This window comes from Curtobacterium sp. PhB130 (assembly GCF_003755165.1).
In the GTDB taxonomy this organism is placed as follows: Bacteria; Actinomycetota; Actinomycetes; order Actinomycetales; family Microbacteriaceae; genus Curtobacterium.
Genome location: NZ_RKII01000007.1, coordinates 873,883 through 888,908, shown reverse-complemented (window position 1 = coordinate 888,908; position 15,026 = coordinate 873,883). Strand labels below are relative to the sequence as shown.

The window sequence follows — 15,026 nt, the reverse complement described above, 5'->3', positions numbered from 1 at the left end:
GGGTCGAAACTACCAGCGCGCCGACAGCGGATTCCCGGTGGATCCGCGGCTTCCCATATGCTGCATCCCGTGTCGGGGGGACACAGCGTGCCGGAGGGCGGTGCGCGGCTGCCCGGCCGGAGAGGAATCCGCCGTGAGCGACAACCCTGGCGTGCCCGGTCCGCCCGCACCTGGCTCTGGTGCCGGTCCTGCCGGTTCCGGTGCGAGCGATCCGTTCGGACGGCTGCTCCGGTCGATCGGGGGCCGTGACTGGCTCGCCGCCGTGCTCGCCGGCGTCGGCGCCTGGGTCGCGGCGTACGTCGTCGCCGGGATCTCGCTCCTGCTGACGGTGGCCGTGGCGGCCGCCGGCGGCTCGGGCGAGTCGTCCATCGGCGGCGCCACCCTGCCCGACTCCGGGTCGACGCTCGGCAGCGCCGCACCGGACGTGCAGAGCCTCCTCTCCGGCGTCAGCGTGCTGCTCGGCGCGCCCGCGCAGCTCGTCGCCCTCGCCGACTTCGGTCGCCTGCACCTCGCCGGGTCGATCCCGCTGCTCGGGGTCTCCGGTGCCGCGTCGCTCGGGTTCGTCCCCGCGCTGGTCCTCGCCGCACAGGTCGTCCTCGCGGTGGTGCTCACCCGCCGGGTCCGCAGCCGTGCCCTCGGGACCTGGCAGCTCGTCGTCACGTCGGTCGTCACCGGCCTCGTGCTCACCGCCTTCACCACGCTCGCCGGCCTCGTGCTCGCCATCCGCTTCCCGTCGTCGTCCGGCGTCGCGATCAGTGCCGTGCACGCCGTCGGCGTCGGCAGCATCCTCGGCGCGTTCGTCGTCGGTGCGCTGTCCGCGTTCCTCGCGAGCCCCGCGGTGCTCGCTCGCGGTCGGGTGCTCGCCACCCGGGTCCTCGGCACCGCCCGGGTGGCCGTGTTCCAGATCGGGGCCGTCGTCGTCCTCGTCGCGGTCGTCCTGATCGTGGTCGCCCTGGTCGCCCAGCCGTCGTGGGGCGCCGCGCTCCCGCTCGTCATCGGCAACCTGTCGATCGCCCTCGTCGCCCTCGGGTTCCTCGGCGGGGTCGGCGTCGCGGGCGCCGGTGGCGTCACGCAGACCGCGTCCGTGTTCAGCGGGTCCTCCGGCTGGCTCTGGCTCGTCGTGCTCCTCGTCCTGGTGACCGCGGTCGCCGCGGGACTCGCGCTCGCCGTCCGCCGCAACGACCGGGCACGCACGACGCTCGACTGGGTCGTCACGCCCGCGGTCTGGCTCGTCGCCGGACTGGTCCTCTTCGTGCTCGGAACCGGGGTGTTCTCGTACAGCGCGACCGGGTCGAGCGCCGTCTCCGGGACCGGGTCGATGGGCGTCGCACCGTGGACGCCGATCGTGTTCGCGCTGTGGGGCGGGGCGATCGAGGTCGTCGCGCGGTACCTCGCGCCGGTGCTCCTCCCCCTGCTCGGTGGTCGCGTGCTGCTGGTGACGTCACGGCTCGTCGGGTCGGACCCGCGGGCCGTCGCCGTGCCGTCGTGGTCGGCCACGCCCGGTGCCGCGGGCGGGGCTGCCGCTGACGGCGCTGCGACCGAGGGTGCTCCGGCCGGCTGGGGCGCCGGGACGTCCGCTCCGTTCGTCGGGGCGTCGGCGAGCGCCGCCGCGCCGATGTCGCCGCGGGCGAAGAAGGTCCTCGTCCGGTCCCTGATCGCCGGCGGTGCCGTCGTCGTCGTGATCGTCGCGGGCGCCGTCACCACCGGGGTGCTCCGCGCGAACGTCTGGGGACCGGCACCGACGGTCCGGAACTACGTCGACGCGATCGCACGCGGTGACGCCGCCACGGCCGAGGACATGAGCGAGGTCCCGGACGACGCCGCGATGCTCGACGCCACCGTCCTGAAGAGCGCGGAGAACCGTCCGAGCGACGTCCGCGTGGGCCGTGTCACCACCGCCGGGGACCGCGCCACCGCGACGGTCACCTACACGCAGGGCGGCAAGAACCGCTCCGGCCAGGTCGAGCTGCGCCGCACCGGGACGAGCTGGCTCGTGAAGGACGAGTGGCGCGTGACGACCCCGCTCGCGGACACCGTGTCGATCACCGCCGCGTCGGCGCTCGAGGGCGCTCCCGTGAGTGTCGGCGGGAAGCGGATCGGGAAGATCAGCGACGGTTCCTTCCGCTCGCTGGCGTACCCGGGCACCTACAGCGTGCAGGTCGGCGGGTCGAAGTACTTCACCGGCGGCACGAAGACGGTGTCCGTCGGCGCCTCCACCAGCCCGTACGTCGACTTCGAGCCGAAGGCCACGAAGCAGCTCACGACGGACGCGGAGGCGTTCGTCACGGACCAGATCACCGCGTGCGCCGCGAAGACCGACGTCTCCGCGCTGGACGGGTGCCCCTGGTACGGCCCCTACGACGCCGACGGCGCCGTGAAGTACCGGGTCACGACGATGCCGGAGCTCAAGGTCGAGACCTCGGGCTCCGGCAGCGTGCAGGTGACGAGCACGTCGGACGGGGTCGTCGCCTACGACTACAAGTCGTTCTTCGGCGACGCCGGTCACGACGAGGACTCCTTCGATGTCTACGAGTACCTGAAGGTCGAGGACGGCAAGCTCGTCGCCGGGTACTGAGCCCGTCAGTAGGCTCGGGCGCATGGTCAGCACACGCTCGTGGCGGAACGGTTCGGCATCGGAGCGGGACTTCCCGATCGAGCGGGTGTCGGACCTCGTCGCCGACGAGGACGTCGTCGTGTGGGTCGACTACACCGACCCCAGCGCCGCCGACCTCGAGCAGATCGAGCAGGAGCTCGGCATCCACGCGCTCGCCGTGGAGGACGCGGTGGAGCGCGGGCAGCGCCCGAAGCTCGACCGGTACCGTGACAGCCTCTTCCTCGTCGTCTACGACGTCAGCGGTCGGGACGACGAGGGAGAGCTCGTCACGCACGAGGTGAAGGCCTTCGTGACGCGGCGCGCCCTGGTCACGATCCACGGCGCCGACGTGGACGCGAGCGCGATGGAGCGGCGGCTCCAGGCGAACGTCGACATGTCGGACCACGGGGTCCCGTGGCTCGTGTGGGCGCTCCTCGATGCCGTGGTCGACCACGCCAGCGCCACGGTCGAGGCGATCGAGAAGGACATCGACACGCTCGAGGACGACCTCTTCGAGCGCGGTGATGCCCGCGAGAAGCAGATCCAGCGCCGCTCGTTCGGGCTGCGCAAGGCACTCGGGGTGCTCCGGCGGCTGGTGGTCCCGACGAAGGACAGCGTCGGGTCGCTGCTGCACGGCGACGCGGAGACGATCTCGGACGGGATCCGGCCGTACTTCCGGGACGTCGAGGACCACCTCGTCACCATCGCGGACTCGGTCGACCAGCTGCGGGACGCCGTGTCGAGCGTGCTGGACACGAACCTCAACCTGGCGTCGAACCGCCAGAACACGGTGATGAAGAAGGTGACGAGCTGGGCGGCGATCATCGCGATCCCGACCGCGATCACGGGGTTCTTCGGGCAGAACGTCACGTTCCCGGGCGAGGGGCAGTGGAGCGGACTGCTCGTCTCGGTCGCGCTCATCGTGGTGTCGTCGCTCGTGCTCTACCGGGTCTTCAAGGCCCGCGACTGGCTGTAGCCGCGGCACGCTGACGTCGCACGCTGACGTCGCACGGTGCGAGGCGCAGCCGCGCTACAGCGCGAGCGCCAGGACGCCGGCGACCACCGTGAGCGGGGCGACCACGCAGCCGAGCGCCATGTAGCGCCCCCACGAGAGCCGGATGCCCTCCGCCGACAGCCGCGCGTGCCAGAGCAGCGTCGCGAGCGAGGCCCACGGCGTGATGAGGCACCCGGCGTTCACCCCGATGAGGAGCGCCGCGTAGCGCAGCGCATCATGCCCGGCAGCGGGCTCGAGCACCAGGTACGCGGGCAGGTTGTCGATCGCGTTCGCCGCCACCGCGCCCGCTCCCCCGAGCAGCAGCAGCGACCCGGTCCCGGTGCCGCCGGAGAGCGCCCGGACGATCGGGTCGGTGATGCCGGTGGTGTGCAGGGTCTCGACGACGACGAACAGCCCGGCGGCGAACACCAGCGTCGACCACGGCACGCGTGACGGCCGGAGTTCGGACGGGGCCCGGAACGCCGCGACGACGACGAGCAGCGCTGCCGCGGCGAGCGCGGCGATCCAGACGGTGACGCCAGCGGTCAGCGCGATGACGAGCGCCACCAGGACGACCGACGCAGCGCCGAAGAACACCGGGTCGGACGGCCGACGGACCGCCACCGGCGTGTACCGGCCGAAGAGCTTCCCGCGGAACACGACGAGCAGCACGGCGCACGGGACGACGACGCCCGCGAGCGCCGGCCAGGCCATCAGCCCGGCGAACGGGATCGGCCCGTCGAGCCCGATCCGGTCCACGGCGAGCAGGTTCGTCAGGTTCGACACGGGCAGCAGGAGGGACGCGGTGTTGGCGAGCCAGACGGTCGTCAGCGCGAACGGCATCGGCGGCAGCCCGACCCGCCGGGCCAGCGCGATCACGATCGGGGTGAGCAGCACCGCGGTGGTGTCGATCGACAGGAACACGGTGCAGAGGACCGCGAGCACGACCACGGCGCCCCAGAGCCCGATCGTCCGGCCGCGACCGATCCGGGCGGCGACGTCAGCCAGGCGGTCGAAGACCCCGGCGTCGGCGGCGAGTTCGGACACGATGGTCAGCCCGAGGACGAACCCGAGGACGGGGAGCACCCGGTCTGCCAGCTCGGCGAGGTCGGGCAGCGGGAGCAGCCCGAGCGCGACACAGACGGCTCCGACGAGGAGCAGGGCTCCCCCGATGACGGCTTGACGCAATGTGTCTCCTCGGTGCGCGGCCGCGACCGGCGGCGCTCCAATGTACAGACCAGTACGGTGGTCGGGACGACGACAGGAGGAATCCGTGCGCAAGTTCTTGTTCAACGGTGCGGTGTGGAGTTCGATCATCAGCGGCTACAGCGTGCTGCAGACGACCAGGCGGGGTCCGCGCGACTGGCGCCTGGCGCTGACGTGGGTGGCGTGGCTCTCGACGACGATCGTGGCGATCGGCACGGTCGTCGAGGACGACCGCGCGGTCCGCGCGAAGCAGCCGTGATCTGAGGTCACCACGAGACGGACGGGAGGCCCGGTGCCAGCTGGCACCGGGCCTCCCGTCCGTCCGTGGTGGCGACCGGATCAGCGCGGACGGCCGCGCCGGCTCCCGCGCCGTCTACCGCTCCGACGGCCGGATCCCGGACGTCTGGATCGGCCCGGTGAACAGGGCGGCGCGGTCCTGCTGGTCCGGCGTGAACAGCGCCGAGTCCGACGCGGTCGACGCGCCTCGCCGCCGCGGCGTCGCGACCTCGTCCACCATGAGCACCCGCTGGACGGGCAGCGCGTCCGGGTGGGTGCGCTGGATCCAGTCGACGAGCTCCTCGCGGATGTAGCAGCGCAGGTCGAACAGCGACGGCGCGTCGTGGGACGTCGCGAGGACCCGGACGCGCACGTACCCCTGCACGGCGTCGGTCACCTGGAGCACCTTGACGCGCTTGTCCCAGAGCTCGGTGCGGTCGAGGATCCGGTCGAGCTCGACGCGCATCTCGCTGGGCCGCACCCGCCAGTCCAGGTCGAACTCCACCGCGCCGAGCAGTTCGCTGTTGGTCCGGGTCCAGTTCTCGAACGGCGTCGACGTGAAGTAGGTCGACGGCAGCACGAACCGGCGGTCGTCCCAGAGGTGCACGACCACGTACGTCAGCGTGATCTCCTCGATGCGGCCCCACTGGGTCTCGACCACGACGACGTCGTCGACGCGGATCGAGCCGGAGAACGCCAGCTGCATGCCGGCGAAGACGTTGCCGAGCGTGGACTGCGCCGCGAGCCCCGCGATGACCGAGATGAGCCCGGCGGAGGCGAGCACGCTGGCGCCCGCCGCCTCGACACCGGGGAACGTGAGCAGGATCGCGCCGACGCCGATGATGACGAGCACCGCGACCGTGAGCCGGCGGAGGATGAGCACCTGGGTCCGGATGCGCCGTGCGACGCGGTTGTCGGGGACGTCGACGCGGTACTTGTGGAGGCCGAGGCTCTCGAGGAAGATCGCGAGCCCGCAGGCGAACCAGGTGCCGACGCCGATCGTGACGACGAGGAACACGTGCGAGACGGTGTCCCGCCACGGATACGCATCGCTGTCCGGGATCGAGGACGCGAACGCCGTCCACAGCAGCGCGACGAGCAGCAGGGTCCTGGTGGGGTGCTTCGTGCGCCTGGACAACGAGGCCGCCCAGCGCTCGCGGCGGCCGAGCGCCCGGAAGACCAGGTGCAGGACGAGCGAGGCGACGGCGGTCACGAGCAGGGCGAACCCGACCGCGACGAGGAGTCGGAGGAGGATGTCCATCCCACCATGCAACCAACGGACAGGAGGCACGGTGCCAGCCGGCACCGTGCCTCCTGTCAGGGTGGTGCTGCTACTTCGACGACGTGAGCGAGTCCACGTAGTCCTGGTGCTCGGACGCCCACTTCGCGGTGATCGCCGGGTACTCGCTCGCCGTCGCCCCGCTGTTGACCAGCGCGTTCTCCAGCGAGTAGAGCGTGTCGGAGTCCATCGAGAAGTCCCGCATCCACTTCGACGCCTGCGGGAAGTCACTGGCGAAGTCCTTCTTGGCGATGGTGTGGATCTCCTCGTTCTTGCCGAGCGCGCCCTTCGGGTCCTTGAGGTCCTTGATCGGGAACGCGTCGTACGCCCAGTGCGGACGCCACAGGGTCACGACGACGTCCTCCTTCTTGGCGATCGCGGCCTTGAGGTCGGCGAGCATCGCCGGCGTCGAGCTCGTGATGAAGTCCATCCCGCCGAGGCCGTACTGCGGGATGACCTCGTCCTGCACGACCGCGGTCTCACCGGCGGCCGGCTCGATGCCGACGATCTTGTTCCCGAAGTCCGAGGCGTTCGCCTCGAGGTCCTCGATGGAGTCGATCTTCGAGTACTCAGGCACGGCGAGCTCGAGGGACGCCTGCTCGTTCCACGCGCCGAGGTCGGTCAGCTGGTCGCCGTACTTCTCCATGTACTGCTTGTGCGTGTTCGGCAGCCAGGTGTCGAGCACGACGTCGTAGTCCCCGGAGGACAGCCCCTGGTAGGCGGGTGCGACGTCCGCGTTGGTGAGCTGGACGTCGTAGCCCTTCTGGTCGAGGACGTACTTCCAGAGCTGGCTGGCGGCGGTGTCCTCGTCCCAGCCGTTGAACACGACGATGGACATCGACTTCTGGTCGCCGTTGTCGACGGTGCCGGATGCGCCGTAGTAGCCGGGCGGCATGCAGGCGGTCAGGCCGACGGCGGTCGCGGCGGCGAGGGCGAGGGTCGCGACGACCCGCTTGGTGCGCTTCATGGTGGGTTCCTTCCTCACGCGTCGACGGTCTGGCGGTCGGCGGCGGTCGCCTCCGCGGTGGCGGCGGTCTGGGCGGTCGCCGCGTTCGGCGTCGCGGTCACGGCCGGCTTCCGGCTGCGCTTCCACAGCCGGGAGGCTCCGCTCGCCCCGCCGCCGAGCGCTGCGGTCAGGCGGTCCAGCAGGATCGCCAGGACCACCACCGACAGACCGGCTTCGGCACCGAGACCGACGTCGATGCGGTTCAGCGACGCGACGATCTGCTCGCCGAGGCCGCCGGCACCGACCATGCCCGCGATGACGACCATCGATAGCGAGAGCATGATGACCTGGTTCACGCCGGCCATGATGCTGGCCTTCGCGAGCGGCAGCTGGATCTGGCGGAGGATGCGCCACGGGCTGGAACCGAACGCGGCACCGGCCTCGACGACCTCGCTCGGGACGCCGCGGATGCCGAGCTCGGTGAGCCGGACGCCCGGGGCCATCGCGAACACGATGGTCGCGACGATGCCGGGGACGACACCGACGCGGAACAGCAGCAGCGCGGGGATGAGGTAGACGAACGCCGGGGTCGTCTGCATGAAGTCGAGCACCGGCCGGATCACCCGGCTGGCACCGTCGGAGCGCGCGGCCCAGACCCCGAGCGGGATGCTGAACACCACGGCGAGCCCGGCGGCGACGATGACGAGCGCCAGGGTGTCCATCGCGTTGGTCCACTGCCCGACGCTGACGATGAACAGCAGGCCGATCGCGGCACCGAGGGCGAGCTTCCAGCCCTTGGCGACGAACGCGAGCGCGACGAGGATCAGCGTGATCACCCAGAACGGCGGCGTGGAGAGGAAGTACTCCATCCACGCGTCCATCCAGGTGAACACGTACCGGACGACGTCGAAGAAGCCGGACAGGTAGGTCGTGATCCAGTCGACGACCGCGGCGACCCACGTGCCGAGCGGCAGGTGGAAGTCCCCGAAGGAGTTGGTGCCGGGGGTGATCATGCGTTCGTCCCTTCCGTGGTGGCGAGCGTCTCGTCGAGGTCGTCGTTCGAGATGCGGGTCACCGGCTCGAGCGTCTGGATGGGGCTGGTCGTCGTCGGGACGTTGCCGAGCGCCGCGAGGAGCGTGACGCGCGGGACGACCCCGAGCAGGCGGCCCTCGGCGTCGACGACCGCGATGGGCAGCGGCGACTCGACGGCGAGCTCGAACAGGTCGGTGAGCGCGGTGTCCGGCGCGACCCGGGCGTACTCGGTGTTCACGATCGCGTCGAGGTTCGTGTCGCCGGCCTTGACCTGGCGCATCACGTGGCGGTCGCGGACCCAGCCGTCGAGGGTGCGGCCGCGGCCGGTGACGAACACTGCGGCGGTCTGCAGGTCCCGCATGACGCGGAGCGCGCCACGGGGTCCGGCCGTGACCGGCACGACGGCGCGCGCCGGCTCCATCACGCTCGCGGCGGTGAGCACGCGGGCGCGGTCGACGTCCTGCACGAACTGGGCGACGTAGTCGTTCGCCGGATCGGTGAGGATGTCCTCCGGGGTGCCGATCTGCACGATGCGGCCGTCACGCATCACCGCGATCCGGTCGCCGAGGAACATCGCCTCGTTGAGGTCGTGCGTGATGAAGACGATGGTCTTGCCGAGCCGCTGCTGCAGGTCGACGAGCTGCTCCTGCATCTCGCGGCGGATCAGCGGGTCGAGGGCGCTGAACGCCTCGTCCATGAGCAGGACGTCGGTCTCCGCGGCGAGCGCGCGGGCGATGCCGACGCGCTGCTGCATGCCGCCGGAGAGCTCGTCGGGCTTCGCGTCCGCCCAGGCCTCGAGGCCCACGAGGTCGATGACCTCCCGGGCCTTCGCGAGCCGTGCCGCCTTCCCGACGCCGTTCACCTCGAGGCCGTACGCGACGTTCTCGATGACGGTGCGGTGCGGCAGGAGCGCGAAGTGCTGGAACACCATCGAGACGCTCGACCGGCGGATGTCCCGGACCTCCTTCGCCGGGGCCTTCGTGATGGTCCGGCCGCCGATCTCGACCGAGCCCGCCGTCGGCTCGAGCAGCCCGTTCAGCATCCGGATGAGCGTCGACTTGCCGGAGCCGGAGAGGCCCATCACGACGAAGATCTCGCCGGGTCGGACGTCGAACGACGCGTCGATGACGGCCGCGGAGCCGAACTCGCGGACGTCGTCGCGCGATGCGCCGGCGGCGAGACGGCGGACGGCCTCGCCTGGGCGGCGGCCGAACACCTTGGTGACGTCACGGACGCGGACGGCAGGGGTCGCGCTCGGGTCCTCCGGTGTGCGGAGGTCCTGCGCTTCCTGGGGTGGTGCGATGGTCAACGGGACTCCTCGCGTGATCGCGGCGCACGGGCGCACGGCGACACGGTGTGGTTGCGAACGGGTCGTCCGGCACCCTGTTCGTCGTGACCGCGTCGAGCCCGGCGCGGAGCGCTGGGCGAGCGATCTCGCACGCGGGGGTCGTACTCGGGACGACCCCGGTCCGGCCGACCGTACGGCCCCCGCGGCAGCTGCTGCGGTGGACGCGTCCTGATCGTCGGTGTCCCTGAGGGGACGTTCAACGGTAACGACACTTGTCCCCCATCGCGAATCGAGGGTCCTCGTCGTGGCACCACGATTCCGCTGCACCTGTACCGTGACGGGAATGACAGCGCAGAACGACACCGGCGTGGACCGAGCGCCCGCGAACGACTTCTCGCACGAGCAAGAGGGCTACCAGCACGGTCTGAAGCCCCGGCAGTTGCAGATGATCGCCATCGGCGGCGCGATCGGCACCGGGCTCTTCCTCGGCGCCGGTGGACGGCTGCACACCGCGGGCCCTGCGCTCGCGGTCGTGTACCTGATCGCGGGCGTCTTCGGCTTCTTCATCCTGCGTGCGCTCGGCGAGCTCGTGCTGCACCGGCCGTCGTCGGGGTCGTTCATCTCCTACGCCCGCGAGTTCTACGGCGAGAAGTTCGCGTACGCGGCCGGCTGGATGTACTTCCTCAACTGGGCGATGACGTCGATCGTGGACACCACCGCCGTCGCCGTGTACCTGCACTACTGGTCGGCGTTCACCTCGGCGCCGCAGTGGCTCCTCGCGCTGATCGCCCTGCTCGTCGTGCTCGCCGCCAACATGGTCGCGGTGAAGCTGTTCGGCGAGCTCGAGTTCTGGTTCGCGATCATCAAGGTCGCCGCGCTCGTCGCATTCCTCGTGATCGGGCTCATCTGGCTGATCTGGGCGTTCCCGGTGGAGGCCGGCGGCCAGCAGGTGCAGACCGGGTTCTCGATCTGGGCGGACAACGGCGGGCTGCTGCCGAACGGACTGCTGCCGACCGTGCTCGTCGTGCAGGGCGTCGTGTTCGCGTACGCCGCGATCGAGCTCGTCGGCACCGCGTCCGGCGAGACGCAGAACACCGAGAAGGTCATCCCCCGCGCGATCAACTCCGTGGTCTTCCGCATCGCGGTCTTCTACGTCGGGTCGGTCGTCCTGCTCTCGCTCCTGCTGCCGTACACGGCGTACAAGGAGGGGCAGAGCCCGTTCGTCACGTTCTTCTCCTCGATCGGGAACCCGCAGGTCGGCGCCGTCGTCGGCTCGATCATGAACTTCGTCGTGCTGACCGCGGCGCTGTCCTCGCTGAACGCCGGGCTGTACTCGACCGGCCGCGCCCTGCACTCGATGGGCATGAACGGGTCGGCACCGAAGTGGACCACGAAGATGTCCCGCGGCGGTGTCCCCTACGCCGGCATCCTGCTCACCGCCTGCTTCACGGTGGCCGGCGTCGTGCTGAACTACTTCGTCCCGAGCCAGGCGTTCGAGATCGCGCTGAACATCGCGAGCCTCGGGATCATCACGGCGTGGGGCACGATCATCCTCTGCCAGATGCGCCTGCGCTCCTGGGCGAAGCAGGGTCTGGCGAAGGAGCCGACGTTCAAGCTCCCCGGCGCGCCGGTGACCTCGTGGCTGACCCTCGCGTTCCTGGCGTCCGTGATCGTGCTGATGGCGATCGACTACCCCGTCGGCACGTACACGATCGCGTCCCTCGTGATCGTGATCCCGCTGCTCATCGTCGGCTGGTTCCTGCAGCGCGACCGGATCCTCCGCATCGCGGCGCTCCGCCAGGGCGTGACCGGTCCGTACCCGATCACCGGCCGCGACCCGGCGAACCAGGTGCGCCGAGCGCCGGAGGACGACGACCAGCACTGAACACGTCCTCGGTTGTCCGCGCAGCGCGACGAGCGTCGCACGGTCGCCGGGAGGTCCGGCATCCGCCAGTACGATCAGCGGGTGCCGGACCTCTCTGCATCACCGACCCTCGACCTGCAGCTCACGTGGCGTGGGAGCGTCGGACGCGTCCGGGTGTTCCCGGACCGGGTGCACGCCGAGACGAGCTACGAGCGGGACGCGGTCACCGCGGTGCCGATGGACGCGGTGCGCGGCTGGCGCATCGAGCCGTGCGACTTCGATGCCGTGTGCGTCGAGTTCCTGACCCCGGACGACACCTACCGCGTGCTGCTCGACACGTCCGACGAGCAGGTCGCCGCCCTGGCGCTCCGTCGGGTGCTCGGCGCGCCGACACCCGCGTCGTCCTAGGCGGTCCACTCGGGTTCGGCAGCTGCCGCGTGCGCGTGCCGCTCGGCCCACACGGCGTCGAGTGCGGTCGTCTGCGCGGCGTCCAGCACGATCGACCCGACGGCGACGTTCTCCTCGAGGTGCTCGATGCTCGACGTCCCCGGGATGAGCAGGACGTCCGGTGCGTGGCCGAGGAGCCAGGCGAGTCCGACCTGCGCGGGCGTGACCCCGAGCTCCGCGGCGATGCGCTGCACGGCGGGCTCGTCCGCGACCTTCGGCAGCCCCGGGAACGCCCCGCCGAGCGGGAAGAACGGCACCCAGGCGATGCCCTCGGCGACGCAGAGGTCGAGCAGCTCCTCCGATCCGCGGGCGACCATCGAGTAGGCGTTCTGCACGCACACGATGCCGGCCGGGAGCGCCCGCCGGACGACGTCCGCCGACACCGCGCTGACGCCGATCGCGCCGATGAGCCCCTCGTCGCGCATCGCGGTCATCTCGGCGAGCTGGTCGTCGAGGTCGACGAGCTGCTCCCCCTCGGCGACGAGCCCCGGGCCGAGGTCAGCACGGCGGAGGTTCACCACGTCGATGCGATCGCGACCGAGGGTGCGGAGGTTCGCCTCCACCTGGGCACGGAGCTCGGCGGGCCGCTGTGCGAGGGCGAGCGGGACGGGAGCGTCGACCCGGACCGCGCCGACCTTGCTGACGACCGTCACGGCGTCGCCGCTGCCGAACGCCCGGCGGATCAGGTCGTTCGCCACGCTGTGCCCGTAGAAGTCCGCGGTGTCGACGTGGTCGACGCCGAGTTCGGCCGCCCGGTGCAGCAGGGCGACGCCGGCCTCCCGGTCGTCCGCGAAGCGCTCGAGCGCCATCGCGCCGTAGCCGATCCGGGCGACCTCGTGGGTGCCGAGCCGGGACGTGCCGCCCGGGCGGGTGTTCTCGGTGTGCTGCTGCATGGGTGCCTCCGGTAGGGTGACGGGAAGCGGAGGAACCTCCGCTTGACTGCAGCATAACCGGAGGAGCCTCCACTTTGTCCAGCCCCGGCACGACGCGACGCCCCCGCGCGGATGCGGCACGGAACCGCGCCGCGCTCGTCGACGCCGCACGAACCGCGTTCACCACGGCGGGCGAGGACGCCTCCCTCGAGGCGGTCGCCCGCGCGGCCGGGGTCGGCATCGGCACGCTGTACCGGAACTTCCCGACGCGGGAGGACCTCGTCGCGGCGGTCTACGGCGCCGAGCTCGACGCGGTGCTCGGCACCGTCGACGCGCTGCTCGCCGATCCACCGGCCGACCGCGCGCTCCGGGCGTTCGCGGACCGGTACGCCCGGTTCGTGGCGGCGAAGCGCGGCATGGCGGAGACCGTCCGGGTCGGCGCGATCCGCGGAGCGGCCGAGACGGCACACACGCGGGAACGCGTGAACGCCGCGGTGCAGCGGTTCCTCGACGCGGGGGCGCTCGACGGGACCCTCCGGAGCGACATGGTCGCGGACGACGTCACGGCGGCGCTCATCGGGGTGCTGCTCTCCACCCGGGACACCGAGGACCCGGAGCAGACCGGGCGGCTGCTCGACATCGTCGTCGGCGGGCTCCGCGCCCAGCCGTAGGCAGCCCGCGCTCAGCCCGCGTCGGGGGCGAACTGCGTCACGCGGAACGTCGCGCCCTGGGGGTCTTCGAGCTCCGCGGCCCGGGTCCAGTAGCCCTCCCAGGTCCCGAGGAGCCGGCCGCCGAGTTCCACCACCCGGTCCGCTGCGACGTCCCGGTCGGCGACGCTGAAGGACACGTGCCAGTCGTCGGGTCCGTCATCGATCCGAGCCAGCGCACCGACGACGTCCGCGAACCCCTCCGGCGCGCCGAACTGGCGCTCCCGGATGTCCGGGTCCGAGGTCGCCGCGAGGTGGTCGCCGTACCCGGGCAGCCGCACCATCACGCTCGGCCCCTCGTCCATGCCGGACACCTGCCAGCCGAACAGCTGCTCGTAGAAGACGAATGCCTCCTCTGGCTCGCGGGACCGCAGGTCGCTGAACACCCACCCGCCCGGGGCGTTGATGTGCTGCGACCCGAGCCGCTCCCGCGCCTGCCAGAGCGAGAACGCGGCGCCGCGGGGATCGATGCAGTCCGCACCGCGGCCCGCACTGCCACCGGGACCGGCGTCCCACCGCTCCCCCGCGCTGCCGCCGAGCGCGACGACCCGGGCGGCGGTCAGGTCGGCGTCGTCCACGGCGATGTACGTGGTCCAGGCCGCCGGGTCCTCGCTCGTCGTGATCGCGCCGACGTCACGGCCGTCGATCGTGGCGATCCGGTAGGAGCCCGGCGCTCCGGGCGGCATCCGCTCCTCCAGGTCCCAGCCGAAGAGCGCGCCGTAGAACGCGGCGGCGGCGTCCGGGTCCGGATGGCGGGCCTCGATCCAGCTCGGGACGCCCTGCGGGTAGCTGCGCGGTGTTGCATCGGTCATCGTCGGCTCCGATCCCGTCCGGGTGGTGTGCCCCGGTCTACACCGCTCCGCCGACACCGGTCGACTCGCCGTGCGGGGTCAGTCGTCGGTGTCGACGGTGTTCGTCACGACGTCCCCGGAGCCGGCGTCGATGCGGATGCTGTGCTTCGTGCCGGAGGAGTCGCGGACGTCACCTTCCCAGACGACCGTGCCGGCGTGGTCGTCGAGACCGAGCTCCGTGACCGTCCCTGCGACGGTGTCCTGCAGTCGGCCGGCGGCGTCGACCACGTCGATCTCGGCCGCGTCCACGAAGCGCTGGTTCTCGGCGCGGTCCTCGGCGTCGGAGTCGTCCACGCGCGGCGTGCCCGTGGTCTCCTCCCCGCTGGCGTCCGTGTGGACCTCGTGCTCGGCGTGGTCGGCCGTCACGACGAGGACCTCCCACGCGGTGCCGTTCTGCTCCTGCTCGACCGAGATCACCGTGCCGGAGCCCACGGCGTCTCGAGCGGTCGCGACGGCAGCGGCGAGGGCGTCGTTCGTGGCGGCGGTCGTCGTCGCGCCGCCGCTGCCCGCCGTGGCGGACGACGAGGCGCGGGACCCGGCGGTCGAACCGGAGTCCGAGTCGGTGCCGGCGCAGCCGGTGACGGCGAGTGCCCCGGCGAACAGGACGGCGGCGGAGACGGTGGCCCGGCGGAGGCGGGGCGTGGTGGTGAGGTTCATGGGACGAGCGTGCC

At 71.6% G+C, this 15,026-nt stretch carries 14 protein-coding genes; 6 read left to right on the top strand and 8 right to left on the bottom strand.

Annotated elements, in window-relative coordinates; genetic code table 11:
* Nucleotides 1-133: 133 nt before the first annotated feature.
* Together EDF24_RS10000 and EDF24_RS09995 are read left to right on the top strand one after the other, a co-directional pair.
* Nucleotides 134-2,575, top strand: a complete 2,442-nt coding sequence (locus EDF24_RS10000; RefSeq protein WP_123702535.1) for a hypothetical protein — start codon at nt 134-136, stop codon at nt 2,573-2,575.
* Nucleotides 2,576-2,597: 22 nt separating this feature from the next.
* Nucleotides 2,598-3,569 carry a magnesium transporter CorA family protein gene (locus EDF24_RS09995; protein WP_123656188.1) on the top strand — a complete coding sequence of 324 codons (972 nt, stop codon included), beginning with the start codon at nt 2,598-2,600 and terminating at the stop codon, nt 3,567-3,569.
* Nucleotides 3,570-3,623: 54 nt separating this feature from the next.
* Here EDF24_RS09995 and EDF24_RS09990 read toward each other — a convergent pair whose 3' ends face one another.
* A complete protein-coding gene (locus EDF24_RS09990; RefSeq protein ID WP_123702533.1) occupies nt 3,624-4,775 on the bottom strand; it encodes an SLC13 family permease in 1,152 nt (383 codons plus the stop codon).
* 85 nt (nt 4,776-4,860) lie between these two features.
* On the opposite strand from EDF24_RS09990, the gene EDF24_RS09985 reads away from it, so the two are divergent.
* Nucleotides 4,861-5,052 (top strand): hypothetical protein, encoded by a 192-nt coding sequence (locus tag EDF24_RS09985; RefSeq protein WP_123656186.1) that lies wholly within the window; start codon nt 4,861-4,863, stop codon nt 5,050-5,052.
* 114 nt (nt 5,053-5,166) lie between these two features.
* Here EDF24_RS09985 and EDF24_RS09980 read toward each other — a convergent pair whose 3' ends face one another.
* From EDF24_RS09980 to EDF24_RS09965, 4 genes are all read right to left on the bottom strand, one after another.
* Nucleotides 5,167-6,330, bottom strand: a complete 1,164-nt coding sequence (locus EDF24_RS09980; protein WP_123702531.1) for a mechanosensitive ion channel family protein — start codon at nt 6,328-6,330, stop codon at nt 5,167-5,169.
* Nucleotides 6,331-6,400: 70 nt separating this feature from the next.
* Nucleotides 6,401-7,315, bottom strand: coding sequence for a glycine betaine ABC transporter substrate-binding protein (locus EDF24_RS09975; protein WP_123702529.1), 915 nt, complete (start codon nt 7,313-7,315; stop codon nt 6,401-6,403).
* Between the two features lie 14 nt (nt 7,316-7,329).
* Nucleotides 7,330-8,307 carry a proline/glycine betaine ABC transporter permease gene (locus tag EDF24_RS09970; protein ID WP_123656183.1) on the bottom strand — a complete coding sequence of 326 codons (978 nt, stop codon included), beginning with the start codon at nt 8,305-8,307 and terminating at the stop codon, nt 7,330-7,332.
* Nucleotides 8,304-9,629, bottom strand: a complete 1,326-nt coding sequence (locus tag EDF24_RS09965; RefSeq protein WP_123702669.1) for a glycine betaine/L-proline ABC transporter ATP-binding protein — start codon at nt 9,627-9,629, stop codon at nt 8,304-8,306. Before EDF24_RS09965 ends, EDF24_RS09970 begins: the two co-directional genes overlap by 4 nt.
* A 328-nt stretch (nt 9,630-9,957) precedes the next feature.
* On the opposite strand from EDF24_RS09965, the gene EDF24_RS09960 reads away from it, so the two are divergent.
* Both EDF24_RS09960 and EDF24_RS09955 read left to right on the top strand, forming a co-directional pair.
* Nucleotides 9,958-11,499: an amino acid permease gene (locus EDF24_RS09960; protein WP_123702527.1), complete on the top strand. Its 1,542-nt coding sequence runs from the start codon at nt 9,958-9,960 to the stop codon at nt 11,497-11,499.
* 81 nt (nt 11,500-11,580) lie between these two features.
* Nucleotides 11,581-11,886, top strand: coding sequence for a hypothetical protein (locus tag EDF24_RS09955; RefSeq protein WP_123656181.1), 306 nt, complete (start codon nt 11,581-11,583; stop codon nt 11,884-11,886).
* Here EDF24_RS09955 and EDF24_RS09950 read toward each other — a convergent pair.
* Nucleotides 11,883-12,818, bottom strand: a complete 936-nt coding sequence (locus EDF24_RS09950; protein ID WP_123702523.1) for an aldo/keto reductase — start codon at nt 12,816-12,818, stop codon at nt 11,883-11,885. The genes EDF24_RS09955 and EDF24_RS09950 overlap by 4 nt on opposite strands.
* A 74-nt stretch (nt 12,819-12,892) precedes the next feature.
* Here EDF24_RS09950 and EDF24_RS09945 point away from each other — a divergent pair, with 74 nt between their 5' ends.
* Nucleotides 12,893-13,468 (top strand): TetR/AcrR family transcriptional regulator, encoded by a 576-nt coding sequence (locus tag EDF24_RS09945; RefSeq protein WP_123702521.1) that lies wholly within the window; start codon nt 12,893-12,895, stop codon nt 13,466-13,468.
* An 11-nt stretch (nt 13,469-13,479) separates the two neighbouring features.
* Here EDF24_RS09945 and EDF24_RS09940 read toward each other — a convergent pair whose 3' ends face one another.
* The gene (locus EDF24_RS09940; protein WP_123702519.1) at nt 13,480-14,316 is read right to left on the bottom strand and encodes a VOC family protein; all 837 of its coding nucleotides are present in this window, start codon (nt 14,314-14,316) and stop codon (nt 13,480-13,482) included.
* Nucleotides 14,317-14,394: 78 nt separating this feature from the next.
* Complete coding sequence (locus EDF24_RS09935; protein ID WP_123702517.1) at nt 14,395-15,012, bottom strand: PepSY domain-containing protein; 618 nt, start codon at nt 15,010-15,012, stop codon at nt 14,395-14,397.
* Nucleotides 15,013-15,026: the final 14 nt, after the last annotated feature.

Coding starts and splice junctions, on each gene's coding strand:
- EDF24_RS09950 (WP_123702523.1), bottom strand. CDS start 12,818: ATGCAGCAGCACACCGAGAACACCCGCCCGGGCGGCACGTCCCGGCTC.
- EDF24_RS09940 (WP_123702519.1), bottom strand. CDS start 14,316: ATGACCGATGCAACACCGCGCAGCTACCCGCAGGGCGTCCCGAGCTGG.
- EDF24_RS09995 (WP_123656188.1), top strand. CDS start 2,598: ATGGTCAGCACACGCTCGTGGCGGAACGGTTCGGCATCGGAGCGGGAC.
- EDF24_RS09975 (WP_123702529.1), bottom strand. CDS start 7,315: ATGAAGCGCACCAAGCGGGTCGTCGCGACCCTCGCCCTCGCCGCCGCG.
- EDF24_RS09960 (WP_123702527.1), top strand. CDS start 9,958: ATGACAGCGCAGAACGACACCGGCGTGGACCGAGCGCCCGCGAACGAC.
- EDF24_RS09980 (WP_123702531.1), bottom strand. CDS start 6,330: ATGGACATCCTCCTCCGACTCCTCGTCGCGGTCGGGTTCGCCCTGCTC.
- EDF24_RS09935 (WP_123702517.1), bottom strand. CDS start 15,012: ATGAACCTCACCACCACGCCCCGCCTCCGCCGGGCCACCGTCTCCGCC.
- EDF24_RS09970 (WP_123656183.1), bottom strand. CDS start 8,307: ATGATCACCCCCGGCACCAACTCCTTCGGGGACTTCCACCTGCCGCTC.